Source organism: Burkholderia sp. LS-044 (assembly GCF_004803625.1).
Taxonomy (GTDB): domain Bacteria; phylum Pseudomonadota; class Gammaproteobacteria; order Burkholderiales; family Burkholderiaceae; genus Burkholderia; species Burkholderia cepacia.
The window spans coordinates 166,655-192,629 of record NZ_SSWO01000011.1; the positions used below are offsets into that span (position 1 = coordinate 166,655).

Annotated in this window: 23 protein-coding genes; 19 read left to right on the plus strand and 4 right to left on the minus strand. The window is 66.8% G+C overall.

The features are described 5' to 3' along the window. Positions 1 to 46 precede the first annotated feature (46 nt). Both E9536_RS26685 and E9536_RS26690 read left to right on the plus strand, forming a co-directional pair. On the plus strand, positions 47 to 1,642 hold the full coding sequence (locus E9536_RS26685; RefSeq protein ID WP_059699892.1) for an MDR family MFS transporter: 1,596 nt from the start codon (positions 47 to 49) through the stop codon (positions 1,640 to 1,642). Positions 1,643 to 1,668: 26 nt separating this feature from the next. Further along, positions 1,669 to 2,115, plus strand: a complete 447-nt coding sequence (locus E9536_RS26690) for a MarR family transcriptional regulator (protein WP_021161333.1) — start codon at positions 1,669 to 1,671, stop codon at positions 2,113 to 2,115. A gap of 81 nt (positions 2,116 to 2,196) precedes the next feature. Here the strand turns inward: E9536_RS26690 and E9536_RS26695 are convergent, their stop codons facing one another. Both E9536_RS26695 and E9536_RS26700 read right to left on the minus strand, forming a co-directional pair. Beyond that, positions 2,197 to 2,778: a DJ-1/PfpI family protein gene (locus E9536_RS26695; RefSeq protein ID WP_021161332.1), complete on the minus strand. Its 582-nt coding sequence runs from the start codon at positions 2,776 to 2,778 to the stop codon at positions 2,197 to 2,199. A 157-nt stretch (positions 2,779 to 2,935) separates the two neighbouring features. After that, on the minus strand, positions 2,936 to 4,216 hold the full coding sequence (locus E9536_RS26700; RefSeq protein WP_048023194.1) for an amino acid deaminase: 1,281 nt from the start codon (positions 4,214 to 4,216) through the stop codon (positions 2,936 to 2,938). 119 nt (positions 4,217 to 4,335) lie between these two features. On the opposite strand from E9536_RS26700, the gene E9536_RS26705 reads away from it, so the two are divergent. The 3 genes from E9536_RS26705 to E9536_RS26715 all read left to right on the plus strand — a co-directional run bounded on the left by E9536_RS26705 (position 4,336) and on the right by E9536_RS26715 (position 7,269). Further along, on the plus strand, positions 4,336 to 5,274 hold the full coding sequence (locus tag E9536_RS26705; protein ID WP_027789143.1) for a MurR/RpiR family transcriptional regulator: 939 nt from the start codon (positions 4,336 to 4,338) through the stop codon (positions 5,272 to 5,274). A 2-nt stretch (positions 5,275 to 5,276) separates the two neighbouring features. Then, on the plus strand, positions 5,277 to 6,758 hold the full coding sequence (locus E9536_RS26710) for a D-aminoacylase (RefSeq protein ID WP_136471216.1): 1,482 nt from the start codon (positions 5,277 to 5,279) through the stop codon (positions 6,756 to 6,758). A 124-nt stretch (positions 6,759 to 6,882) separates the two neighbouring features. Continuing rightward, on the plus strand, positions 6,883 to 7,269 hold the full coding sequence (locus E9536_RS26715) for a Rid family hydrolase (RefSeq protein WP_006751946.1): 387 nt from the start codon (positions 6,883 to 6,885) through the stop codon (positions 7,267 to 7,269). A gap of 164 nt (positions 7,270 to 7,433) precedes the next feature. Here E9536_RS26715 and queF read toward each other — a convergent pair whose 3' ends face one another. Beyond that, entirely contained in the window at positions 7,434 to 8,258 is an 825-nt protein-coding gene (gene queF, locus E9536_RS26720; protein WP_027789146.1) for an NADPH-dependent 7-cyano-7-deazaguanine reductase QueF, read from the minus strand. Positions 8,259 to 8,269: 11 nt separating this feature from the next. Continuing rightward, a complete protein-coding gene (ilvA, locus tag E9536_RS26725; RefSeq protein WP_027789147.1) occupies positions 8,270 to 9,793 on the minus strand; it encodes a threonine ammonia-lyase, biosynthetic in 1,524 nt (507 codons plus the stop codon). Between the two features lie 576 nt (positions 9,794 to 10,369). On the opposite strand from ilvA, the gene E9536_RS26735 reads away from it, so the two are divergent. From E9536_RS26735 to E9536_RS26800, 14 genes are all read left to right on the plus strand, one after another. Beyond that, entirely contained in the window at positions 10,370 to 14,395 is a 4,026-nt protein-coding gene (locus tag E9536_RS26735; RefSeq protein ID WP_136471218.1) for a DUF3683 domain-containing protein, read from the plus strand. 85 nt (positions 14,396 to 14,480) lie between these two features. Next, positions 14,481 to 14,924 carry an HIT family protein gene (locus E9536_RS26740; RefSeq protein WP_021161324.1) on the plus strand — a complete coding sequence of 148 codons (444 nt, stop codon included), beginning with the start codon at positions 14,481 to 14,483 and terminating at the stop codon, positions 14,922 to 14,924. Beyond that, a complete protein-coding gene (locus E9536_RS26745) occupies positions 14,921 to 15,334 on the plus strand; it encodes a DUF971 domain-containing protein (protein ID WP_021161323.1) in 414 nt (137 codons plus the stop codon). Before E9536_RS26740 ends, E9536_RS26745 begins: the two co-directional genes overlap by 4 nt. A gap of 53 nt (positions 15,335 to 15,387) precedes the next feature. Beyond that, positions 15,388 to 16,119 carry a bifunctional demethylmenaquinone methyltransferase/2-methoxy-6-polyprenyl-1,4-benzoquinol methylase UbiE gene (gene ubiE, locus E9536_RS26750; RefSeq protein WP_027789150.1) on the plus strand — a complete coding sequence of 244 codons (732 nt, stop codon included), beginning with the start codon at positions 15,388 to 15,390 and terminating at the stop codon, positions 16,117 to 16,119. Between the two features lie 41 nt (positions 16,120 to 16,160). Beyond that, positions 16,161 to 17,192 (plus strand): TIM44-like domain-containing protein, encoded by a 1,032-nt coding sequence (locus E9536_RS26755; RefSeq protein ID WP_027789151.1) that lies wholly within the window; start codon positions 16,161 to 16,163, stop codon positions 17,190 to 17,192. Positions 17,193 to 17,355: 163 nt separating this feature from the next. Continuing rightward, positions 17,356 to 17,982 (plus strand): SCP2 sterol-binding domain-containing protein, encoded by a 627-nt coding sequence (locus tag E9536_RS26760; protein WP_006487883.1) that lies wholly within the window; start codon positions 17,356 to 17,358, stop codon positions 17,980 to 17,982. Positions 17,983 to 17,994: 12 nt separating this feature from the next. After that, positions 17,995 to 19,572, plus strand: a complete 1,578-nt coding sequence (ubiB, locus tag E9536_RS26765; RefSeq protein ID WP_027789152.1) for a ubiquinone biosynthesis regulatory protein kinase UbiB — start codon at positions 17,995 to 17,997, stop codon at positions 19,570 to 19,572. Between the two features lie 17 nt (positions 19,573 to 19,589). After that, positions 19,590 to 20,216: a methyltransferase domain-containing protein gene (locus tag E9536_RS26770; protein WP_136471220.1), complete on the plus strand. Its 627-nt coding sequence runs from the start codon at positions 19,590 to 19,592 to the stop codon at positions 20,214 to 20,216. 95 nt (positions 20,217 to 20,311) lie between these two features. After that, entirely contained in the window at positions 20,312 to 20,659 is a 348-nt protein-coding gene (locus E9536_RS26775) for an FmdB family zinc ribbon protein (protein WP_027789154.1), read from the plus strand. Positions 20,660 to 20,720: 61 nt separating this feature from the next. Further along, positions 20,721 to 21,371, plus strand: coding sequence for a DUF502 domain-containing protein (locus E9536_RS26780; RefSeq protein WP_060194457.1), 651 nt, complete (start codon positions 20,721 to 20,723; stop codon positions 21,369 to 21,371). A 67-nt stretch (positions 21,372 to 21,438) separates the two neighbouring features. Continuing rightward, on the plus strand, positions 21,439 to 23,241 hold the full coding sequence (aspS, locus tag E9536_RS26785; protein WP_021158416.1) for an aspartate--tRNA ligase: 1,803 nt from the start codon (positions 21,439 to 21,441) through the stop codon (positions 23,239 to 23,241). 159 nt (positions 23,242 to 23,400) lie between these two features. Beyond that, positions 23,401 to 23,895 carry a dihydroneopterin triphosphate diphosphatase gene (nudB, locus tag E9536_RS26790; protein WP_021158417.1) on the plus strand — a complete coding sequence of 165 codons (495 nt, stop codon included), beginning with the start codon at positions 23,401 to 23,403 and terminating at the stop codon, positions 23,893 to 23,895. Then, entirely contained in the window at positions 23,892 to 25,166 is a 1,275-nt protein-coding gene (clsB, locus tag E9536_RS26795; RefSeq protein ID WP_124839944.1) for a cardiolipin synthase ClsB, read from the plus strand. The genes nudB and clsB overlap by 4 nt, the downstream gene beginning before the upstream one ends. 199 nt (positions 25,167 to 25,365) lie before the next feature. Then, positions 25,366 to 25,965 carry a TetR/AcrR family transcriptional regulator gene (locus E9536_RS26800; RefSeq protein WP_006751498.1) on the plus strand — a complete coding sequence of 200 codons (600 nt, stop codon included), beginning with the start codon at positions 25,366 to 25,368 and terminating at the stop codon, positions 25,963 to 25,965. Positions 25,966 to 25,975: the final 10 nt, after the last annotated feature.

Sequence of the window (25,975 nt, forward strand, 5' to 3'; positions counted from 1 at the left end):
AGAATTTTGAGATTGTTTGACTCGTCAAAAGTTGCGCCAACAAAAAATGGCCGTCCATACCGCCGCCCACCATTCGAGCGGGCAAGTCCTGCCGTTCCGCGAATCGCTGCTGGCGATGATCGGGATCTCGTTCGTCACCATGCTCGTCGCGCTCGACCAGACCGTCGTCGGCACCGCGTTGCCGACCATCGTCGCCGAGCTTCGGGGGTTCGACCTGTACGCGTGGGTCGCGACCTCGTACCTGCTCAGTTCCGTGATCACGGTGCCGATCTTCGGCCGGCTCGGCGACTATTACGGGCGCAAGCCGTTCGTCATCGTGTCGATCGTCGTGTTCACCGGCGCGTCCGTGCTGTGCGGGATGGCGAACGACATGCTGATGCTCGTGCTCGCGCGCGGGCTGCAGGGGATCGGCGGCGGAATGCTGGTCGGCACCGCGTTCGCGTGCATTCCCGACCTGTTCCCCGATTCCGTCGTGCGGTTGCGCTGGCAGGTGCTGATGAGCTCCGCGTTCGGCATCGCGAACGCGGTCGGCCCGTCGCTCGGCGGCGTGCTGACCCAGTCGTTCGGCTGGCGCTCGGTGTTCTACGTGAACCTGCCGATCGGCCTGCTGTCGCTGCTGTTCGTGTGGCGTTACCTGCCGCACCTGCGCCACGTCGAGCACGATCGCAAGATGCGGCTCGACTGGCCGGGCGCGCTGCTGATCGCGCTGTCGCTCGGCGCGCTGCAGCTGTTCGTCGAATGGCTGCCGAAGTACGGCGTCGCGAGCTGGGCGTCGCTGCTGCTCGTCGTCGCGGTCGCGGCCGGTTTCGGCCTGTGGCACTGGGAGAAGCGCTGCGCGCAGCCGATCTTGCCGTTCGACATGTTCGGCAACCGCGCGCTGTCGGCGCTCTTCGTGCTGGCGATCCTCGCCGGCTTCTCGATGTTCTCGCTGCTGTTCTACGCGCCGCTGCTGTTCCAGGGCGGCTTCGGGATGTCGCCGAAGGAGGCGGGGCTCGTGATCACGCCGCTCGTCGTGTTCATCACGATCGGCAGCATCATGAACGGCCGTGTCGTCACGCGCATCCGCAATCCGAATGCGATGCTGCACGTCGGCTTCGTGCTGTTCGCGATCACCTGCGCGGGCGTCGTCGTGTCGACCCACACGACGCCGAAGTGGCTGCTGATGGCGCTGATGGTCGCGGGCGGCATCGGGCTCGGCTTCGTGCTGCCGAACCTCACCGTATTCGCGCAGCAGACGGCCGGCCGCGAGCACCTCGGCATCGCCACGGCGCTGCTGCAGTCGCTGCGGATGGTCGGCGGGATGATCGGCACCGCGCTGACCGGCACGCTCGTCAACCAGATGTACTCGGCCGGCGTGCGCGATGCGCTGTCGGCCGATCACGCGATGCAGTGGCACGCGCAGCTCGCCGATCCGCAGATCCTGATCGATCGCGCCGCGCAGGGCGGCCTTGTCGCGGAGCTGACCCGTGCCGGGCATAATGGCGCGCTGCTGCTGGAAGCGGCCCGCGAATCGCTCGTCGGCGCGATTCACGTGGGTGTCGCGATGGCGGCCGTCGTCGCCGTGGTGTCGGTGTGGCAGTGCCGCCGCGTGCCGCCGATCGCGCTGCGGCGCAAGATCGAACCGCATGTCGCGGCCGATTGAACGATTGAACGAGTAGAACTGAGCGCATGGAAGAACAGGACCGCGTCGCGATCTTGCAGCAATTCGGACGGACGTATCGCGCGTTCATGACCGCATTCGAGACGCACGTCGGGCAACCGATGCCGCGCTGGCGCATCATGGTCGCGTTGCACACGATGGGCGGGCATTCGTCGCAGAAGAAGCTCGTCGAAGTGCTGCGCATCGATCCGGGCGCGCTCACGCGCCAGTTGAAATCGCTCGACGCGCTCGGCTGGATCGAGCGCGAGTCCGACGCACGCGACAATCGCGTGACCAACGTGACGCTGACGGACGCCGGCCGCGCCGCGTTCGACGCATGCCTGCCGCGCCGCAAGGCGTTTCTCGAACAGACGATGGCGCAATTGCCGGACGACGTGCTGAATGCGCTGTCGGGCGCGCTGGCGATGCTGGAGTCGCGGATCGCGGACGTCGGCTCGACGCCGGCCGCGCGTTGAAGCACGGGGCAGGGCGGCGCCGGTCGGCGTGAATACGCCGCGCCGCCCCGGCACTTCATCTCATCTCGATTCCCTGCGGGTTCAAAGCTCGATGCGCGTGCCCAGCAGCGCGAGGAACTGCGCGAGCCAGGCCGGATGCGCGGGCCACGCGGGCGCGGTGACGAACGGCGCGTCGGTCACGGCCGCGTCGACCGGGATGTCCGCGTATTCGCCGCCCGCGAGCTTCACCTCGGGCGCGCAGGCCGGGTAGGCCGAGATGCGCTTGCCGCGGATCACGTCGGCGGCCGCGAGCAGTTGCGCCGCGTGGCAGATCGCGGCGATCGGCTTGCCGGCTTCGGCGAACTCGCGCACGAGCGAGATCACCTTCGGATCGAGTCGCAGGTATTCGGGGGCACGGCCGCCCGCGATCGCGAGCGCGTCGTAGCGCGAGGCGTCGACGTCGTCGAATGCCGCGTTCAGCGTGAACTGGTGGCCGGGCTTCTCGGTGTAGGTCTGGTCGCCTTCGAAATCGTGGATCGCGGTCTTGATCTTGTCGCCCGCGCGTTTGCCCGGGCACACTGCATCGACGTGGTGGCCGACGGCCTGCAGCGCCTGGAACGGCACCATCGTTTCGTAGTCTTCGGCGAAATCGCCGGTCAGGAACAGGATCTTCTTCGCGGCCATGGCTTTCTCCAGTGGAGCTGCGTTGAGGGCCCGCCGCGGATGACGAATGCCATGCCCGCCCGGGGCCCCGAGGACGAAAGCGCAGTGTACTCCGGCCGCTTGAAGCGCGCGTGACGGCCGCCCCGCGCGCGCGGCGGGGCGGTGCGCGCGACCTGCGTCAGAAGAAGGTTTCGACGACTTCCGTCACGCGGAACTGCGGATCGAGCACGAGCACCTGGCGCCACTTGTCGAACGTCAGGCACGGGTGCGAGATGTCGAACGCGACCATGTCGCCGACCTTCACGTCCGCGCCCGGCGGGATCTGCAGGTACGCGTGCTGGTCCATCATTCCGGTGACGGCCCAGCCTTCGGCGGCGGCGACGTCGCGCGGGGCGGTGTCGCGGCCCGGGCGGAAGTGGCGCGCCGGCTCCGGCAGCCCCGCGTCGAACGCCGCGTCGCGCTTGCCGAGCGCGACGATCGCACGGTCGGCCTCGGGCACCGACTGCACGTAGGCCCACAACTGCAGCGCGGGCAGCAGCCCTTCGCCCATCGTGCGTGCGATCGGGTTGCGCGCGAACACGTCGGTCTGCGCCTTCTTGTAGATGCCGACATCGTGCGTCAGGTAGCAGCCCGGACGCAGCACGACTTCCGCGAAGCCCGCGTCGGACGCCTTCGCGAATTCTTCCGCGACCACGTCGTACCACGCCGAACCGGCGCCGGACAGGATCGCCGGCGTACGCGCGAAGCGGCCCGCCTCGGCCAGTTCGCGCGTGAGCGCGACCGCTTCCTGCAGGAACGTGCGGATCTCGCCTTCCTCCTTCAGCACGCCTTCGTAGAGTTCGATGCCGGCCAGCTTCAGCGTGTCCGGATAGCGCGCGATCGCGGCGAGCACGGCCTCGCGCTGCGCGGCATCGCGCACGCCCGCGCGGCCGCCCGGCACGCCGAGCTCGAGCAGCACGTTCAGCGGCTTCTTCAGTGCGCCGAAGAAGCGGCCGAGCTGGTCGACGCTCTCCGCGGAATCGACGAGGCAGAAGAATTCGAAGTCGGGATCGGACAGCAGCCCCGCGATGATCGTCATGTTCTGGCGGCCGACCAGCTGGTTCGCGAGCAGCACGCGCCGCACGCCGCCGTGATACGCGGCCTGCGTCTGGTGCGCGGTCGCGAGCGTGATGCCCCACGCGCCGGCGTCGAGCTGGCGGCGGAACAGTTGCGGCGCCATCGTCGTCTTGCCGTGCGGCGCAAACTTGACGCCGTACTTCTGGACGAATGCCTGCATCCAGTTCAGGTTGTGTTCGATGCGATCCTCGTAAAGCACGGCGGCCGGCAGGCTGACGTCTTCCGCGAGCAGGTTCCACTCGAGGCGGCCCGCGTCGCCGAGCGGCACGCTCGCGCTCGGCAGATTGCCGAGGCCCTTGCCGAACGGATCGATCGTCGCTTCCTGATAGTTTGTAACTTTCATGTCATCCCGCTCCATCATCACTATGCATTGCACTGAAGTTGACACGCAGATGGTACAGAAAGTAGCATCTGCGCGGTGATGTTATTTAGTAACATCGAGCTTCGCACCCTTTTCCGCAGATGAATACGCCCGCCAATCCGTCCGCTCCGCACGCGGCCGAGCCCTATCCGGCATCGGCCGCCCCGCCGGTCCTCGACATCGTCGCGCGGATCGCCGAATGCGCGCCCGAGCTGCGCGAAGCCGAGCGCAAGGTCGCCGCGTTCATCCTCGCCGATCTGGCGCGCGCCGCACATGCGAGCATCGGCGCGCTCGCGCGCGACGCGGAGGTCAGCGTCGCGACGGTCACGCGTTTCGCGAAGGCCGTCGGCTGCCGCGACGTGCGCGAACTGAAGGTGCTGGTCGCGCAGGCGGCGGCCGTCGGCCAGCGCTTTCTCGTGCCGTCCGACGACGCGCCGGCCGACGATACGAGCCCCGCGTCGATGGTCTACGACGAGATCCGCGTGGCGCTCGCGCACAACCACCAGTTGCTGCGCAATACGTCGTTCGAGGAAGCGGCCGACCTGCTCGCCGGCGCGAAGATGACCTATGTGTACGGGCAGGGCGGCGGCTCGACCGCGCTCGCCGACGAGCTGCGTTTCCGGCTCGTGCGCTTCGGCCGGCCGGTCGCGAGCTACCAGGACAGCCTGCTGCAGCGGATGGTGGCCGCGACGCTGTCGCGCGACACCGTCGTCGTCGCGCTGTCGGTGAGCGGGCGCGTGCCCGAGCTGCTCGAGAGCTGCCGGCTCGCGAAGCGCTACGGCGCGAAGCTGATCGCGATCACCGCGCCGGCCTCGCCGCTCGCGAAGCTGGCCGACCACCTGATCCCGGTCGTAGCGTTCGAAACCGATTTCATTTACAAGCCGTCGACATCGCGCTACGCGATGATGATGGCGATCGACGTGCTCGTCACCGGAGTCGCGTTGCGGCTCGGCGATGCGGGCCGGGAATCGCTGCGTCGCATCAAGCACGCGCTCGATGCGCACCGCGGCGGCGGAGACCGTCAACCGGTAGGAGACTGACCATGCATTCGCATCCCGAAGCCGCCGATACGCTGATCGTCGGCGCGCAGCTTTACGACGGTACCGGCGCGCCGCCCGTCACGCGCGACGTCGCGATCCGCAACGGCGTGATCGCGGCGATCGGCAACCTGTCGAACTGGCTCGCCGAGACCGTCGTCGATGCGAACGGCCGTGCGCTCGCGCCGGGCTTCGTCGACGTGCACACGCACGACGACACGCACGTGATCCGCGCGCCGCAGATGGTGCCGAAGATCTCGCAGGGCGTGACGACCGTGATCGTCGGCAACTGCGGGATCAGCGCGTCGCCGGTGACGCTCGCGGGCGATCCGCCCGATCCGATGAACCTGCTCGGCGAGCGCGGCGCGTTCCAGTACCCGACCTTCGCCGACTACGTCGCGGCCGTGAACGACGCGCGTCCGGCCGTGAACGTCGCGGCGCTCGTCGGCCATACGGCGCTGCGCAACAACCAGATGGACCGCCTCGACCGCGCGGCGACCGACGGCGAGATCGCCGGGATGCGCGCGCAGCTCGAGGAGGCGCTCGCGAACGGCGCGCTCGGCCTGTCGTCGGGCCTCGCGTACGGCTCCGCGTTCGCGGCGCCGACCGAAGAGGTGATGGCGCTCGCCGAGCCGCTCGCGAACGCCGGCGCGTTGTACACGACGCACATGCGCACTGAATTCGACGCGATTCTCGACGCGATGGAAGAGGCGTACCAGGTCGGCCGCCATGCGCGCGTGCCGGTCGTGATCTCGCACCTGAAGTGCGCGGGCCCGTCGAACTGGGGGCGCAGCACCGAAGTGCTCGCGTCGCTCGAAGGCGCGCGCCGCTACCAGCCGGTCGGCTGCGACTGCTATCCGTACAGCCGCAGCTCGTCGACGCTCGACCTGAAGCAGGTGACGGGCGACATCGACATCACGATCACCTGGTCGGAGCCGCACCCGGAAGTGGCGGGCAAGCTGCTGAAGGCGATCGCGGCCGACTGGGGCGTGACCGAGCAGGAAGCCGCGCAGCGCATCCGCCCGGCGGGCGCCGTGTACCACAACATGTCCGAGGAGGACGTGCGCCGGATCCTGTCGCACCCGGCGACGATGGTGGGCTCCGACGGCCTGCCGAACGATCCGCTGCCGCACCCGCGGCTGTGGGGCGCGTTTCCGCGCGTACTCGGCCACTACGTGCGCGACACGAACCTGCTGCCGCTCGAGGAGGCGATCCGCAAGATGACGTCGCTGTCCGCGCGCCGCTACGGCATCGCGCGGCGCGGCGAGGTGCATGTGGGCTACCACGCCGACCTCGTGCTGTTCGATCCGGCGCGCGTGATCGACGCCGCGACGTTCGAGAAGCCGCAGCAGCCCGCGCACGGAATCGACGCCGTGTGGGTGAACGGCGTGCTGACCTGCGAAAACGGCCAGCCGACCGGCGAGCGCGCCGGCGGCTTCGTCGCACGCGGCGAGCGTGTGCCGGCGAGTGCCGACGCCGCGTTCTGAACGCGGTTGTCGTTCCGATCTGCCGCGCGCGCCGTCGTCGGTGCGCGCATCCGCAACCGTGCGTTGCATGGGACCGGCGCCGGCGCTGAAGCGTCGAGGCGGTCGACAAACAAGGAGTGAAACGATGAAGCGATATGGCGTAGGCGAAGCGAAGGGGACGGGCGGCCAGGTGATGCCGTTCGCACGCGCGGTCGAGGCCGACGGCTGGCTGTACGTGTCGGGCCAGACGCCGATGGTGAACGGCGAGGTCGTCGAAGGCGGGATCGTCACGCAGTCGAAGCAGACGATCGAGAACGTGATCGCGATCCTGAAGGAAGCCGGCTACGGCCTCGAGCACGTCGTGCGCTGCGGCGTGTGGCTCGACGACGCACGCGATTTCGCGTCGTTCAACAAGGTGTTCGTGTCGTACTTCGGCGAGCATCCGCCGGCACGCGCGTGCGTGCAGTCGAGCATGGTCATCGACTGCAAGGTCGAGGTCGACTGCATCGCGTACAAGGCACCGGCGAAGTAACGCCGCAACGGCGAGCCGCTCCAGAACGGGCCCGGCGCATTCACGTGCTTCCCGCGCAATGAAAAACAGCCCGGCCGGTTGATTCCGGTCGGGCTGTTGTATTTGGGGTGGCGGCCGCGCGTCGCCGGCGGCAAAAGGCAAGCTGCGGCGGCCACCCGCCGCCGTCACTGCCGCGCGTTGCGCGCGTTGTCCGGCATCGGCTGGTTGTAGTTCGTGCGGAACGGGTTGATGTCGAGCCCGCCGCGGCGCGTATAGCGCGCATACACCGCGAGCTTCACCGGTTTGCACGCGTGCAGGATGTCGAGGAAGATCCGCTCGACGCACTGCTCGTGAAAGCCCGTATGGTTGCGGAACGAGATGATGTAGCGCAGCAGGCCCGCGTGGTCGATCTGCGGCCCGACGTAGTGAATCTGCACGCTGCCCCAGTCGGGCTGGCCGGTGACCGGGCAGTTCGAGCGCAGCAGGTCGGACACGAGCGTCTCCTCGACCGGCGCTTCGTCGACGGCCGCCGACAGCAGCGACGGATCGGGTTCGTACACGTCGGTGTCGAGGTCGAGCCGGTCGAGCGACAGCCCGTCGAGTTCGTCCATTTCGAGCTTGCCGAAATCGTGCGGCGACACGAGCTGCACGGCGACGCTCGCCCCGCACGCGGCCGACACGTCGCGCTTCAGCGTGTCGCGCACCGCGTCGATCGAGTCGAATTTCGTCTGCGCGAACGAGCCGAGATACAGCTTGAACGACTTCGATTCGACGATGTTCGGCGATTCGGCCGGCACGTAGAAGGTCGCAACCGCAATCTGCGGCTTGCCGCGCGCGTTGAGCCAGGACAGCTCGTATGCGTTCCAGATGTCGGTGCCGAAGAACGGCAGCGCCGACGCGATGCCGAGCTGCTCGCGCGCGCCGGCGCGCGGGATCGGGAACAGCAGCGACGCGTCGTACTGGGCCGCGTAGACGGTGGCCTTGCCGAGCGGGGAATGTTCGGGATTCATGCGTGACGCCTTTACGACAGGAAGAGGCGGTAAGCCGGATTGGCGCTCTCCTCGACATACGGATAGCCGAGTGCCGCGAGGAAGCGTTCGAATTCGGCGCGATCGGCCTGCGGCACCTGCAGCCCGACGAGGATCGAGCTGTAGTCCGCGCCCTGGTTGCGGTAATGGAACAGGCTGATGTTCCAGTCCGGCGCCATCGACGACAGGAACTTCATCAGCGCGCCCGGCCGTTCCGGGAACTCGAAGCGGAACAGGCGCTCGTCGAGCGCGAGCGGCGAACGGCCGCCGACCATGTAGCGGATGTGTTCCTTCGACAGCTCGTCGTGCGTCAGGTCGACGGACTTGAAGCCGTGCGATTCGAAGTTCGCGGCGATCTCGGCCGATTCGCCGCGGCGCTTGATCTGCACGCCGACGAAGATGTGCGCGGCCTGCGCATCGGCGATCCGGTAGTTGAACTCGGTGACGTTGCGATCGCCGACGAGCGAGCAGAACCGCTTGAAGCTGCCGCGTTCCTCGGGGATCGTGACCGCGAACACGGCTTCGCGCGCCTCACCCACTTCCGCGCGCTCGGCGACGAAGCGCATCCGGTCGAAGTTCATGTTCGCGCCGGACGTGACCGCGACGAGCGTCTGGTTCTCGATGCCTTCGCGTTCCGCGTAGAGCTTCGCGCCCGCGACCGCGAGCGCGCCGGACGGCTCGAGCACGCTGCGCGTGTCCTGGAAGACGTCCTTGATCGCCGCGCACAGCGCGTCGGTGTTCACCGTCAGGACGCCGTCGAGGTATTCGCTGCAGAGCCGGAAGGTTTCCTCGCCGACCAGCTTCACGGCGGTACCGTCCGCGAACAGGCCGACCTCGCTCAGCTCGACGCGCTTGCCCGCGTCGAGCGACTGCGCCATCGCGCACGAATCCTCGGCCTGCACGCCGATCACCTTGATCTCCGGTCGCACCGCCTTCACGTAGGCCGCGACGCCGGACGCGAGCCCGCCGCCGCCGATCGGCACGAAGATCGCGTGGATCGGGCCCTGGTGCTGGCGCAGGATCTCCATCGCGATCGTGCCCTGGCCGGCGATCACGTACGGATCGTCGAACGGATGGACGAACGTGAGGCCGCGCTCCTCTTGCACCTTGACCGCGTATGCGTATGCGTCGCTGTACGACTCCCCGGCCTGGATCACCTCGACGCTCGGGCCGCCGTGCGCGCGCACCGCATCGACCTTCACCTGCGGCGTCGTGACGGGCACGACGATCACGGCCTTGACGCCCATCCGGGCCGCCGAGAACGCGACACCCTGCGCGTGGTTGCCGGCCGATGCCGTAATCACGCCGCGCGCGAGCGCGTCCGCCGGAATGTGCGCCATCTTGTTGTACGCGCCGCGCAGCTTGAACGAGAACACCGGCTGGTTGTCCTCGCGCTTGAGGTAGACGGCGTTGCGCAGCCGGGCGGACAGGTTGCGGGCGGATTCGAGTTCCGTCTCGATCGCGACGTCGTAGACGCGCGCGGTGAGGATTTTCTTCAGGTAATCGTGGGATGCCATGGGCGCTCGCGTGCAGTGCGGTAGCAGACGGTAAAGGATCAATGATAGCGCCAAGGGTCCGCCTGTACGCAAGCGGCATGCCGGGCGCACGCTCGCGGGGCCGTGCGGACGGTGCATCGGCGACGTTGCGCGGCCTCTTTTACCGGCTTAACCGCATGGTTACCGACCGGACGGACGGCGAATGGTCGCGTGAAATCGCGCCGAGCCAGGCCTGGCGCGGCTCGCGGCGATAGCCCCACGACCTGTCCGACGTGTCACGCGTGGCCCGATCATGGGTTAGAATTCCGTTTTGAATCAAGGATTCGGAAGATGCAGAGGCACCCTCGGATCGCACCGTTGAAGCCGACGCCGCGCGCAGCCAGCCCCGCGGCGGAACGGCATGCGCGCCGCGCGCGATCGTGCTGATGATCGAGTGCCGCCAGGCCCTGTCGCCGGCCAGGAGGGGCGAATCTCCGCCCGCTCCGGCCCCATGAAGGACAGCCGCGCGCCTGGTAACAGAACAGATTTCCCCAAGATTGCGCCCACGCGCTTGCCGACGCCCGTGCACGGTGTATCGGCCCTCCGAGTCGTCCGAACATGAACGCACCACAAGTTTTCGATCCGCATGGCGCGGCAGCCGCCGTCGCCGCCGACCCCGCGCCCCGGTTGCGCGAGATTCCCTACAACTACACGTCCTTCTCGGATCGCGAGATCGTGATCCGCCTGCTCGGCGAAGAGGCGTGGTCGGTGCTCGACGAGCTGCGCGCCGAGCGCCGTACGGGCCGCTCGGCACGGATGCTGTATGAAGTGCTCGGCGACATCTGGGTCGTGCGCCGCAACCCGTACCTGCAGGACGACCTGCTCGACAACCCGAAGCGCCGCGCGCTGCTGATCGAGGCGCTGAACCACCGGCTGACCGAAATCGGCAAGCGCCGCAGCGCGGATCTCACCGAGCACCGCGACGACGCGGGCCGCGAACGCGCATCGCGCGTCGAGATGCTCGAAACCGCCGCGCAGCGCGCGGTCAACGAGTTCGCCGACGAATTCGAGAAGATGGCCGACCTGCGCCGCCGCGCGACCAAGGCGCTCGGCCGCTGCACGCAGAAGGACAACATCCGTTTCGACGGACTGTCGCGCGTGTCGCACGTGACCGACGCGACCGACTGGCGGGTCGAATACCCGTTCGTCGTGCTCACCCCCGATACCGAAGCCGAGATCGCCGGCCTCATCAAGGCCTGCTTCGAGCTCGGCCTGACCGTGATCCCGCGCGGCGGCGGCACCGGCTACACGGGCGGCGCGGTGCCGCTCACGCCGTTCTCCGCGGTGATCAACACCGAGAAGCTCGAGCAGCTCGGCGCGGTCGAGCTGACCGAGCTGCCGGGCGTCGCGCACAAGGTGCCGACGATCTTCTCCGGCGCGGGCGTCGTCACGCGCCGCGTGACGGAAGCCGCGGAAGCGGCCGGCTACGTGTTCGCGGTCGATCCGACCTCGCTCGACGCATCGTGCATCGGCGGCAACGTCGCGATGAACGCGGGCGGCAAGAAGGCCGTGCTGTGGGGCACCGCGCTCGACAACCTGGCCTGGTGGCGGATGGTCGACCCGGACGGCAACTGGCTCGAAGTCACGCGCCACGAGCACAACCAGGGCAAGATCCACGACATCGCGGTCGCGCGTTTCGAGCTGAAGTGGTTCGACGGCGCATATGCGCCGGGCGAGAAGCTGCTGAAGAGCGAGATGCTCGAGATCGAGGGCCGCCGGTTCCGCAAGGAAGGCCTCGGCAAGGACGTGACCGACAAGTTCCTGGCCGGCCTGCCGGGCGTGCAGAAGGAAGGCTGCGACGGGCTCATCACGTCCGCGCGCTGGGTGCTGCACAAGATGCCCGCGCACACCCGCACCGTCTGCCTGGAATTCTTCGGCCAGGCGCGCGAGGCGATCCCGAGCATCGTCGAGATCAAGGACTACCTGTTCGAGACGTCGAAGCAGGGCGGCGCGATCCTCGCGGGCCTCGAGCACCTCGACGAGCGCTACCTGCGCGCGGTCGGCTACGCGACCAAGAGCAAGCGCAACGCATTTCCCAAGATGGTGCTGATCGGCGACATCGTCGGCGATGACGCCGACGCGGTCGCGCACGCGACGTCCGAAGTGATCCGGATGGCGAACGGCAAGAGCGGCGAAGGCTTCGTCGCGATCAGTGCGGAGGCGCGCAAGCGCTTCTGGCTCGACCGCAGCCGCACGGCCGCGATCGCGAAGCACACGAACGCGTTCAAGATCAACGAAGACGTCGTCATCCCGTTGAACCGGATGGGCGAGTACACCGACGGCATCGAGCGGATCAACATCGAGCTGTCGCTGAAGAACAAGCTGCAACTGGTCGACGCGCTGGAAGCGTTTTTCCGCGGCGGCAACCTGCCGCTCGGCAAGACCGACGACGCGAACGAGATCCCGAGCGCCGAACTGCTCGAGGATCGCGTCCAGCAGGCACTGGAGCTGCTCAAGCGCGTGCGCGCGCGCTGGGAGTTCGTGCGCGACCGCCTCGACCAGCCGCTGCGCGAGGCGCAGCACTACCTCGTGCAACTCGGTTACGAGGCGCTGGCCGAGAAGTTCGCGGACCGCGCGGACGAGCAGCCGGGCGCGACCGTGTTCCACGTCACGCAGGACCGCACGGTGCGCATCTCGTGGAAGCAGGAGATCCGCGCGGAGCTGCGCGCGATCTTCAACGGCGGCGCGTTCAAGCAGATCCTCGACGAAGCGCAGGCGATCCACAAGCAGGTGCTGCGCGGCCGCGTGTTCGTCGCGCTGCACATGCACGCGGGCGACGGCAACGTCCACACCAACCTGCCGGTCAACTCCGACAACTACGAGATGCTGCAGGACGCCCACGCGGCGGTCGCGCGCATCATGACGCTCGCGCGTTCGCTCGACGGCGTGATTTCCGGCGAGCACGGCATCGGCATCACGAAGCTCGAGTTCCTGACCGACGACGAGATCGCCGAATTCCGCGCGTACAAGCAGCGCGTCGACCCGAACGGCCGTTTCAACAAGGGCAAGCTGCTCGAAGGCGCCGATCTGCGCAACGCCTATACACCGAGCTTCGGGCTGATGGGGTACGAGTCGCTGATCATGAAGCAGTCCGACATCGGCGCGATCGCCGATTCGGTGAAGGACTGCCTGCGCTGCGGCAAGTGCAAGCCGGTGTGCGCGACGCACGTGCCGCGCGCAAACCTGCTGTACAGCCCGCGTAACAAGATCCTCGCGACGTCGCTGCTGGTCGAGGCGTTCCTGTATGAGGAACAGACGCGCCGCGGCGTGTCGATCAAGCACTGGGACGAGTTCAACGACGTGGCCGACCACTGCACGGTATGCCACAAGTGCGCGACGCCGTGCCCGGTGAAGATCGATTTCGGCGACGTCACGATGAACATGCGCAACCTGTTGCGCAAGATGGGCAAGAAGAAATTCAACGCCGGCAATGCGGCGGGCATGTTCTTCCTGAACGCGACCAACCCGCAGACGATCAACGCCGCGCGCAGCGTGATGATGGGCGTCGGCTACAAGGTGCAGCGCTTCGCGAACGACATGCTGAAGAACGTCGTGAAGAAGCAGACGCAGCACCCGCCGGCGACGGTGGGCAAGCCGCCCGTCGTCGAGCAGGTGATCCACTTCGTCAACAAGAAGATGCCGGGCAACCTGCCGAAGAAGACGGCACGCGCGCTGCTCGACATCGAGGACAACAAGATCGTGCCGATCATCCGCAACCCGAAGTCGACGACCGTCGATTCGGAAGCGGTGTTCTACTTCCCGGGCTGCGGCTCCGAGCGTTTGTTCTCGCAAGTCGGCCTCGCGACGCAGGCGATGCTGTGGGAGGCGGGCGTGCAGACCGTGCTGCCGCCGGGCTACCTGTGCTGCGGCTATCCGCAGCGCGGCTCGGGCCAGTACGACAAGGCCGAGAAGATCGTCACCGACAACCGCGTGCTGTTCCACCGGGTCGCGAACACGCTGAACTACCTCGATATCAAGACGGTGGTCGTGTCGTGCGGCACCTGCTACGACCAGCTCGCCGGCTATGAATTCGACAAGATCTTCCCGGGCTGCCGGATCATCGACATCCACGAGTTCCTGCTCGAGAAGGGGATGAAGCTCGACGGCGTGACGGGCACGCGCTACATGTATCACGACCCGTGCCATACGCCGATCAAGACGATGGATCCGGTGAAGCTCGTCAACGAGCTGATGGGCGCGGAGAAGGACGGCTACAAGATCGAGAAGAACGACCGCTGCTGCGGTGAGTCGGGCACGCTGGCGGTCACGCGGCCGGATATCTCCACGCAGGTGCGTTTCCGCAAGGAAGAGGAGATCCGCAAGGGCGCCGCGAAGCTGCGTGCGATTCCCGTGGTGGCCGGCGCTGCGTCGGCGCCGGCCGCCGCGGCCGCGAACGGCCCGGACGTGAAGATCCTGACGAGCTGCCCGTCGTGCCTGCAGGGCCTGTCGCGCTACGGCGAGGATGCGAACCTCGAAGCCGACTACATCGTGGTCGAAATCGCGCGCCAGGTGCTCGGCGAGAACTGGATGGCTGATTATGTCGCACGCGCGAACAATGGCGGGATCGAGCGCGTGCTGGTCTAATGCGGGCATGACGACCGCCCGACCGGGCTGGGGATGAGCGGGCGCCGGCGCGGCAATGCCGGCGCCCGTCCACATGGGAGCGACGATGGAATGCGTGTTTTGCCGTGAAGACGGCGGCGAGGTGCTCTGGCAGGACGATGCGCTGCGCGTCGTCCTCGCGACGGGCGAGCACGAGTATCCGGGCTTCTGCCGGGTGATCTGGGGCACGCACGTAGCGGAATTCTCCGATCTCGGCGAGCCCGAGCGGGCCCACCTGATGCGCGTGGTCTACGCGGTCGAGCGGGCCGTGCGCCGCGTGATGCAGCCGAACAAGGTGAATCTCGCGAGCCTCGGCAACATGGTGCCGCACGTGCACTGGCACGTGATCCCGCGCTTTTCCAACGACGCCCACTTCCCGCAGCCCGTCTGGGCGCCGCGCCAGCGCAGCGTGTCCGAGGCGCTGCTGCGCACGCGCGCGGCGCAGGCCTCGCTGCTGCACAATGCGGTGCGCGAGGAAATTCAACGCATGACCGATTCGAGGCAGCCATGAGCGGTTTGACTTCCACGACGCCGATTCCGTCCGGCGTCGTCGTGCACGCGGTATCGCGCGTGCTCGAATTGCAGTACCCGAACGGTGAAAGCTACCGGATTCCGTTCGAGCTGATGCGCGTGTATTCGCCGTCGGCCGAGGTGCGCGGCCACGGGCCCGGCCAGGAGACGCTGCAGACCGGCAAGCGCGAGGTGACGATCACCGCGCTCGAGGGCGTTGGCAACTACGCGCTGCAGCCGACGTTTTCCGACGGCCATTCGACCGGCATCTACTCGTGGGACCTGCTGTACGAGCTGGCCACGCAGCAGGACGCGCTGTGGCGCGACTATTTCGACAAACTGAAGGCGGCGGGCGTCGAGCGCGACGCCCCGATGCAGGCGGCCTCCGCGTCGCACGGCCACTGCCACTGAAATTCGACGGCGCCCGCTCGGCGCCGTCTTGCCATTTACTGAGGATCAACGCGATGAGCAAAACCCACTTCGGCTTCGAAAGCGTCGAGGAAAACGAAAAAGCGAAGAAAGTGGCGGGTGTGTTCCATTCGGTCGCGAGCAACTACGATCTGATGAACGACCTGATGTCGGCGGGCATGCACCGCGCGTGGAAGGCGTTCACGATCGCGCAGGCGAACGTGCGTCCCGGCTTCAAGGTGCTCGACATCGCGGCCGGCACCGGCGACCTGACCAAGGCGTTCGCGAAGGCAGCCGGGCCGACGGGCGAGGTCTGGCACACGGACATCAACGAATCGATGCTGCGCGTCGGTCGCGACCGGCTGCTCGACAAGGGCATCGTGACGCCGTCGCTGCTGTGCGACGCGGAGAAAATCCCCTTTCCGGACAACTACTTCGATCTGGTCACGGTCGCGTTCGGGCTGCGCAACATGACGCACAAGGATGCCGCGCTGGCGGAGATGCGTCGCGTGACGAAGCCGGGCGGCCGCGTGATGGTGCTGGAATTCTCGAAAGTCTGGGATCCGCTGAAAAAGGCGTACGATCTGTATTCTTTCAAAGTATTACCGTGGCTTGGCGACAAGTTCGCGAAAGATGCTGAAAGTTACCGGTATCTTGCTGAATCTATCCGGATGCACCCCGATCAGGACACGCTGAAGACGATGATGGAACAAGCGGGCCTCGATGCCGTCAAATATTACAATTTGTCAGGTGGCGTGGTAGCTTTACACATGGGAGCCAAGTACTAAGGGGCTCTTCCCATACATTTGTCTTACATCTGGAGAAGCTGATGTCCGAAACGCGTTCGTTGTTCAACCGTAGCAAGCCGTCGAAGCCGTGGGCTCGACGAGTCGGCACACTGCTGATGGTCGGCCTGCTCACGGCCGGCACGTTCGCATCGCTCGACGCTGAAGCCAAGCGCATGGGCGGCGGGCGCAGCATCGGCCGCCAGAATTCCACCGTCACGCAGCGTCAGGCCACGCCGCCTGCGCAGCAGCCGATGCAGCAGGCCGCGCCGTCGCAGGCGCAGCGTGCGAACCCGGCCGCGCCCGCGCCGGCCGCGCAGCCCAACCGCTCGCGCTGGCTCGGGCCGATCGCCGGCCTCGCGGCCGGTCTCGGCATCGCGGCGCTGCTGTCGCACTTCGGCCTGGGCGGCGCATTCGCGAGCATGATGGCGAACGTCATCGTGATCGCGCTGCTCGCGATGGTCGGCATCTGGCTGATCCGCAAGTTCATGAACCGCCGTCGTCCGCAGGAGCCGGCATACTCGGTCGGCGGCTCGGCGTCGTCGTCGGGCGGCTACTCGCAGAGCCCGTCGTTCCAGCAGGGCGGCACCGGCAGCAACTATGCGGGTAGCGGCAGCAGCTACGCGAACGAAGCGCAAGGCGTGTTCGGCGGCGGTGCCGCGGGCGCAGGTGCGGCAGCGGCGGCGGCAGCACCGCTCCAGGTGCCGGCCGGCTTCGACACCGAAGCGTTCCTGCGCAGCTCGAAGGTTTATTTCGTGCGCCTGCAGGCTGCGTGGGACCAGGGCAACCTGGCCGACATCCGCGAGTTCACGACGCCCGAAATGTTCGCCGAGATCAAGATCGACCTCGATTCGCGCGGCAACGAGTCGAACCAGACCGACGTCGTGCAGCTCGACGCGGAACTGGTCGCGATCGAGGATCGCGGCATCGAGCAGTCGGCGAGCGTGCGTTTCCACGGGCTGATCCGCGAATCGGCGAATGCGTCGGCCGCGCCGTTCGACGAGGTGTGGAACCTGTCGAAGTCGGGCAGTCAGGGCTGGCTGCTCGCGGGCATCCAGCAGATCAACACGCACTGAGCGTGTCCGGCGGCCACGCCGCCGGACACCCGGGCAACGGCCGCCGCACTGCGACCGCTTGCCGCCCGGGTGTGCGGTCAGGCACGGCCTGCCGACGATCCGACGTTACAATAGAAACCCGCGTGGGCGCCCGGCCTGCGCGGGTTTTTTCTTTCCCAGCCCGATGACCTTTGCCGCCAAGCCTTTTGCTGCTGCTGTCAATCACCTGCTCGCCCGCGAATCGTGGGCGCGCGACCGCCTGATTCCGTATGCGGGCAAGACTGCCCGGATCGACGTGCCTCCCGTTACGCTCACGCTGCTGGTGCAGCCCGACGGCTATCTGTCGGCCGTCGACGCGCACGATGCGCAACAGGTCGACGTGTCGATCGCGCTCGCGGGCGACACGGTCGCCGCGTTCCTGCAGGGCGGCCAGGCGGCCGTGATGAAGCACGTGAAGATCGAGGGCGATGCGGAGTTCGCGACACAGATCGCGAAGCTGGCCGAGCACCTGCGCTGGGAACCTGAAGAAGATCTCGCGAAGCTGGTCGGCGACGCGGCGGCATACCGGATCGCGACGGTCGTGCGCGACGCCGGTGCGCGCGCGCGACGTACCGGCCGCAACGTGCTCGATTCCGTTGCCGAATACTGGCTCGACGAGAACCCGCAAGTCGTCCGGCGCGCGTCGCTCGGCGGCTTCGACGCCGAACTGGCGCGCGCACGCGATGCGCTCGCGCGGGTCGAAAAGCGGGTCGAGCGACTCGAACAAAAAATCGGCGCGCGCACGGGTTCCGGCCCGCGCGGCGCGCACTGAGGGCCGCAGGGCATGCGCATTTTCCGTTTCATCAAGATTGTCTACACCGTCATCCGCTTTGGTCTCGACGAAGTGATGCTGTCCCGGATCGACGACCGGCGCGTGAAGCTGCTGCTGCGGATCACGACGATCGGTCGCCGTTATTCCGATCCGCCGGCGGTGCGGCTGCGCCATGCGCTCGAAAGCCTCGGCCCGATCTTCGTCAAGTTCGGCCAGGTGCTGTCGACGCGCCGCGACCTGCTGTCGGTCGATTTCGCGAACGAACTCGCGAAGCTGCAGGATCAGGTGCCGCCGTTCGATTCGGCGGTCGCGATCGGGATCATCGAGAAGTCGCTCGGTGCGCCGGTCGACGAGCTGTTCGACGAATTCGAGCGCGAACCGGTCGCGAGCGCGTCGATCGCGCAGGTGCATTTCGCGAAGCTCAAGCAGGGCCAGCACGCGGGCAAGGCCGTCGCCGTCAAGGTGCTGCGCCCGAACATGCTGTCCGTGATCGATTCCGACCTCGCGCTGATGCGCGACATCGCGATCTGGACCGAGCGCATGTGGGCCGACGGCCGGCGCCTGAAGCCGCGCGAGGTCGTTGCCGAGTTCGACAAGTACCTGCACGACGAACTCGACCTGATGCGCGAGGCCGCCAACGGCAGCCAGCTGCGCCGCAACTTCGCGGGCCTCGACCTGCTGCTCGTGCCCGAGATGTTCTGGGATTTCTCGACGTCGCAGGTGCTCGTGATGGAGCGCATGACCGGCGTGCCGATCAGCCAGGTCGAGACGCTGCGTTCGGCCGGTGTCGACATCAAGAAGCTTGCGCGCGAAGGCGTCGAGATCTTCTTCACGCAGGTGTTCCGCGACGGCTTCTTCCATGCGGACATGCACCCGGGCAACATCCAGGTGAGCCTCGATCCGAACACCTTCGGCCGCTACGTCGCGCTCGATTTCGGGATCGTCGGCGCGCTGTCCGATTTCGACAAGAACTACCTCGCGCAGAACTTCCTGGCGTTCTTCAAGCGCGACTACCACCGCGTCGCGACGCTCCATCTCGAATCGGGCTGGGTGCCGCCCGAGACGCGCGTCGAGGAGCTCGAAAGCGCGATCCGAGCGGTGTGCGAGCCGTATTTCGATCGCGCGCTGAAGGACATCTCGCTCGGTCAGGTGCTGATGCGCCTGTTCTCGACGTCGCGCCGCTTCAACGTCGAGATCCAGCCGCAGCTCGTGCTGCTGCAGAAGACGATGCTGAACGTCGAGGGGCTCGGCCGCTCGCTCGACCCCGAGCTCGACCTGTGGAAGACCGCGAAGCCGTACCTCGAGCGCTGGATGACCGAGCAGATCGGCCTGCGCGGCTGGTACGAGCGTTTCAAGGTCGAAGCGCCGCAATGGAGCAAGACGCTGCCGCAACTGCCGCGCCTGATCCATCATGCGATGGCGGCGCGCCACGACGCGCCGCGCGCGGCGAGCGAGGACCTGATGCGCCAGATTCTCGTCGAGCAGAAGCGGACGAACCGGCTGCTGCAGGCGTTGCTGATCTTCGGTCTCGCCGTCGGCGTCGGGGCGCTCGTCGCGCGCGTGCTGCTCGCGCTCGCGTACGGCACATGACCGAAAGGAGCAGGGCGATGTCCGATCCGAAGCAACCGGCCACACCGGCAGCCGCCGATTTCACGACGCGCGATCCCGGCAACGCATCGTTCTGGGACGAACGTTTCGCGCGTGGCGTGACGCCGTGGGAATTCGGTGGCGTGCCCGACGGGTTTCGCGTGTTCGCGCACCGGCTCGATCCGTGCGCGGTTCTGATTCCAGGCTGCGGCAGTGCGCAGGAGGCCGGGTGGCTCGCGCAGGCCGGCTGGCCCGTGCGTGCGATCGATTTCTCCGCGCAGGCAGTGGCAGTTGCGAAAGCGCAGCTCGGTGCGCACGCGGAAGTCGTCGAGCAGGCCGATTTCTTTTCGTACCGGCCGCCGTTCGACGTGCAGTGGGTGTACGAGCGCGCGTTCCTGTGCGCGCTGCCGCCGGCCATGCGCGCCGGCTACGCGGCACGCATGGCCGAGCTGCTGCCCGTGGACGGATTGCTGGCGGGTTATTTCTTCCTGATGGCGAAACCGAAGGGGCCGCCGTTCGGAATCGAGCGTGCCGAACTCGATGCGCTGCTCACGCCGCACTTCGAACTGATCGAGGATTTGCCCGTGACCGATTCGCTGCCCGTGTTCGAAGGTCACGAGCGCTGGCTGACGTGGCGCCGCCGCTGATGCGCGGGTGTCGCGGCCATTGCCGGAGCGCGGCGGGGTTTCAGCTATAATTCAAGGTTTTGCAAGCCGTTTCCAGTTTCCGCGGGAAAAATATCATGCCGATCTACGCCTATCGATGCGAAGCGTGTGGCTTCGCGAAGGACGTGCTCCAGAAGATGAGCGATGCGCCGCTGTCGCAGTGTCCGGAATGCGGGAAGGATGCATTTCGCAAGCAGGTCACTGCGGCGGGCTTCCAGCTGAAGGGTTCGGGTTGGTATGTCACCGATTTCCGCGGCGGTTCGGGCGGCACCAGCGCGCCGGCGACGGCGTCGGGCGACGCAGCGCCGGCCGCACCGGCGGAAGCCGCGCCCGCCGCGGCCGCGCCGGCGGCATCGAGCAGTTCCGAAAGCACGACGACGAGCGCTGCGCCTGCCCCGGCAGCCGCGCCCGCCGCCAGCAGTTGACCGTCGCGGCCCGGCCGGGCTGCGACCAACCCGCGCCGCCGGCGCGGTTCATTGACGGCAGATGATGAAAAAGACGACCCTGAAATCGGTGTTTCTGACCGGCCTGCTGGTTCTCGTCCCGCTCGCGATCACGCTGTGGGTGCTCGGTCTCATCATCGGCACGATGGACCAGACACTGCTGCTGCTGCCCGAATCGTGGCAGCCCGAGCGGATGCTCGGCTTCCACTTGCCGGGGATCGGCGCGGTGCTGACGCTCGCGTTCATCTTCGTCGTCGGGCTGGCTACGCAGAACTTCATCGGCCAGAAGCTCGTCACGGGGTGGAACGCCGTGGTGCGTCACATCCCGGTCGTCGGGCCGATCTACACGAGCGTCAAGCAGGTGTCGGACACGCTGCTGTCGAGCAGCGGCAATGCGTTCCGCAAGGCGCTGCTGATCGAATACCCGCGCCGCGGCTCGTATACGATCGCGTTTCTGACCGGCACGCCGGGCGGCGACGTGCTCAATCATCTGACGGAAGAATACGTGAGCGTCTATATTCCGACGACGCCGAACCCGACGTCGGGCTTCTTCCTGATGCTGCCGAAGAGCGAAGTCATCGAACTCGACATGTCGGTCGATGCCGCGCTCAAGTACATCGTCTCGATGGGCGTGGTGGCGCCCCCGGCGCCGGTTCCGGCGCCTGCGCGCCGCCCCGTCGAGCCGCCGCTGTAAGTAAAGAATCATCGCCCGGGCCGCGCGTTGCGGCACCCGTTGATCAAACCGAACGAAAGCAAACATCATGTCGATGCGTACTGAATACTGCGGTCTCGTGACCGAACACCTGCTGGGCCAAACCGTGTCGCTGTGCGGCTGGGTGCAGCGCCGCCGCGATCACGGCGGTGTGATCTTCATCGACCTGCGCGATCGTGAAGGCCTCGTGCAGGTGGTGTGCGACCCGGATCGCGCGGAAATGTTCGCGACCGCCGAAGGCGTGCGCAACGAGTTCTGCGTGCAGATCAAGGGCCTCGTGCGCAACCGTCCGGACGGTACGGTCAACGCCGGCCTGAAGAGCGGCAAGATCGAAGTGCTGTGTCACGAACTGAACGTGCTGAACGCGTCGGTCACGCCGCCGTTCCAGCTCGACGACGACAACCTGTCGGAAACGACGCGCCTCACGCACCGCGTGCTCGACCTGCGCCGCCCGCAGATGCAGCACAACCTGCGCCTGCGCTACCGCGTCGCGATCGAAGCGCGCAAGTACCTCGACGAGCAGGGCTTCATCGACATCGAAACGCCGATGCTGACGAAGAGCACGCCGGAAGGCGCACGCGACTACCTCGTGCCGTCGCGCGTGAACGCGGGCCAGTTCTTCGCGCTGCCGCAGTCGCCGCAGCTGTTCAAGCAGCTGCTGATGGTCGCGAACTTCGACCGTTACTACCAGATCACCAAGTGCTTCCGCGACGAAGACCTCCGTGCTGACCGTCAGCCGGAATTCACGCAGATCGACTGCGAAACGTCGTTCCTCGGCGAGCAGGAAATCCGTGACCTGTTCGAAGACATGATCCGTCACATCTTCAAGACGACGATCGACGTCGAACTCGACGCGAAATTCCCGGTGATGCCGTACTCGGAAGCGATGGCGCGTTTCGGTTCGGACAAGCCGGACCTGCGCGTGCAGCTCGAATTCACCGAGCTGACCGACGCGATGAAGGACGTCGACTTCAAGGTGTTCAGCACGCCGGCCAACGCGAAGGACGGCCGTGTCGCGGCGCTGCGCGTGCCGAAGGGCGGCGAGCTGTCGCGCGGCGACATCGACGGCTACACCGAATTCGTGCGCATCTACGGCGCGAAGGGCCTCGCATGGATCAAGGTCAACGAGAAGGCGAAGGGCCGTGACGGCCTGCAGAGCCCGATCGTCAAGAACCTGCACGACGCGTCGATCGCGGCGATCCTCGAGCGCACCGGCGCTGAAGACGGCGACATCATCTTCTTCGCGGCCGACCGCGCGAAGGTCGTCAACGACAGCCTCGGCGCGCTGCGCCTGAAGATCGGCCATTCGGAATTCGGCAAGGCGAACGGTCTGGTCCAGGCCGGCTGGAAGCCGCTGTGGGTCGTCGACTTCCCGATGTTCGAATACGACGACGAAGATGCGCGCTACGTCGCTGCGCATCACCCGTTCACGAGCCCGAAGGACGAGCACCTCGAGTACCTCGAGACCGACCCGGGCCGCTGCCTCGCGAAGGCCTACGACATGGTGCTGAACGGCTGGGAAATCGGTGGCGGCTCGGTGCGTATCTATCAGGAGGAAGTGCAGAGCAAGGTGTTCCGCGCGCTGAAGATCGGCGCGGAAGAGGCTCAACTCAAGTTCGGCTTCCTGCTGGATGCACTGCAGTACGGCGCGCCGCCGCACGGCGGTATCGCGTTCGGTCTCGACCGCATCGTCACGATGATGGCCGGCGCCGATTCGATCCGCGACGTGATCGCGTTCCCGAAGACGCAACGTGCGCAGGATCTGCTCACGCAGGCACCGAGCCCGGTCGACGAGCGTCAGCTGCGCGAACTGCACATCCGCCTGCGTCAGCCGGAACAGCCGAAGGCGTAACGCGCTTCGCATCCCATCGTGTGTGCGTTCGCGCGCACACGACGCTCATGAAAAAGGCGCAGCGATGCGCCTTTTTCGTTTTTTGCGGTACAGTCGCAGCACTTGCCGCCCGTTCCGAGCCTGTGCCCGGCGCGCGGCCCCGTGCTGCATGAAACAAAGATGACGAAGCCGCCGAAAATCCCCGAATCCGTTCTTGTTGTGATCTACACGCCCGACCTCGATGTGCTCGTGATCAAGCGTGCCGACCAGCCCGATTTCTGGCAATCGGTGACCGGCTCGAAGGACGCGCTCGACGAGCCGCTCGCGGTCACCGCCGCGCGCGAAGTGGCCGAGGAAACCGGCATCGCGATCGGCACCGCGGATGTGCCGGCCAGCGCGCTCGTCGACTGGCGCCACCGGATCGAGTACACGATCTATCCGCAATACCTGCACCGCTATGCACCGGGCGTCACGCGCAACACCGAACACTGGTTCGGCCTGTGCGTGCCGCATCGCGTCGACGTGACGCTGTCGCCGCGCGAGCACGTCGACCATGCGTGGCTGCCGTTCCGCGAGGCGGCCGCGCGCTGCTTCTCGCCGTCGAATGCCGAGGCGATCCTGCAATTGCCCGCGCGCGTGGCACTCTCGCGCGCGCCGCACGGCTCGTCCGCATGACGGCGGAAGCCCGCAAGCGCTTCGCGCAATTGCGGCAGATGTTCCTGCAGGAACGCGGTTCCGCGTCGCGGCTCGCCTTTACGTCGGGCAACACCGTGCGGCTGTGCGAGGGCGGCGGCGCATTCTTCCGGGCGCTGATCGAGCGGATCGATGCCGCCCGCGAGCAGGTGATGCTCGAAACCTACATCTTCTGCGACGACGCGGCCGGCCGGCCGGTGTCGGACGCGCTGATCCGCGCGGCGCAGCGCGGCGTGCGCGTGCGCGTGATCACCGACGGCATCGGCACCGCGCGCCTGCCGCTGTTCGACACGTGGGTGGTGGCCGGCGTCGAGCACTGCATCTACAACCGTTTCCTGTTCGGCCGCTTCGGCTTCTCGCGCACGCATCGCAAGCTCGCGGTGATCGATCACGCGGTTGCATTCTGCGGCGGCATCAATATCGTCGACGACTACGCGCAGGGCGGCACGACGCTGCCGTTTCCGCGCTGGGATTTCGCGGTCGAGATGGCGGGGCCCGCAGTGTCGGACGTGCGCGCCGCGTTCGAATTGCAGTGGCACCGGATCATGTTCGGCCACAAGCCGTATGCGCAATATGCAGCCGGGCTGCATGGCGGGGAAGCGTTCCCCGACATGTTCCGGCGCTGGATGCGCAGCCATCGCTGGATCAAGGCCGGCGCGCTGCGGGTCGTGACGGAGCCGAGCGTCGCGTTCGTCGCGCGCGACAACGTCGTGAACCGTCGCGCGATCGAGAAGGCGTATCTCGCGGCGATCGGCCAGGCACGCCAGCGGATCCTGCTGGCCAATCCTTACTTCATGCCGGGGCGCAAGCTGCGCCGTGCGCTGGCGGGCGCCGCGCGGCGCGGCGTCGACGTGCGGATCCTGATCGGCCGCAAGGAATTCGCGGCACTCGATACGGCCGTGCCGTTCCTGTATCACGCGCTGCTGCGCGCGGGCGTGCGCGTGGCCGAGTACGACAAGACGATGCTGCACGGCAAGGTGGCCGTGATCGACGACAACTGGGCGACGGTCGGTTCGTCGAATCTGGACGCGCTGAGCCTGATGTTGAACAATGAGGCGAATGTCGTGCTGGTGCGCTACGATGCTGTCACGAACGAACTGCGCGACGCGATCGCGGCCGCGTTTGCCGACGGCCGGGAAATCGACCCCGCCCGATTCGCCGCGCGCCCGCGCATCGAGCGCATGCTGAACTGGCTCGCCTATACGGCGTATCGTGTCGTGATGAAGGCGCTGACGGTCGGTGGTTACGACTGACGCAGACTAAGCGTTCGCTTCAAAAATCTGTCCGCACGTTCGTGCGGAAAAGCCGCTCCGGTCCCGCCGGAATCGCGCAAAATAGCGGCTCGGTTAGACACCGGTTTCTAATAATTTCCTTGTTTCGCGAGCGGCCGCACTCAATAATAGTACGGCCGTTCGATTTTATTCGAACCCCCGAACGGTTACAGAAATAGCTATGCGAAAAGGCGAACAGACGCGTGCCGCGATACTTGAAGCTGCTTTGGACCTCGCCAGCCGTGACGGGCTGGAGGGGCTGACGATCGGCCTGCTGGCCGAGCGCATGCAGATGAGCAAGAGCGGCGTGTTCGCGCACTTCGGATCGCGCGAGGACCTGCAGGTCGAGGTCGTCCGCGAGTATCACCATCGTTTCGAAAACGAGGTGTTCTTTCCGAGCCTGCGCGAACCGCGAGGCTTGCCGCGCCTTCGGGCGATGCTGGCCCGCTGGACGGAGAAGCGCATCCAGGAGGTGACGACCGGATGCATCTACATCAGCGGGGCCGTCGAGTACGACGACCGGCCTGACAGCCCCGTGCGCGAGCAGTTGATCGCGAGCGTGACGGCCTGGCGTGCCGCGATGCTGCGGGCCATTTCGCAGGCGAAGGAAGAAGGCCATCTGCGTGCGGATACCGATCCGGACCTGATGCTCTTCGAGTTGTACAGCTTCACGCTCGGCCTGCATCACGACGCACGTTTCCTGCATTCGCCGGATGCCGTGCGCCTCACGTGGGCCGCGCTGGAAAAGACGATTGTTTCGTATCAGAGCGAGAGCCGTTAGCGGCGCGTGA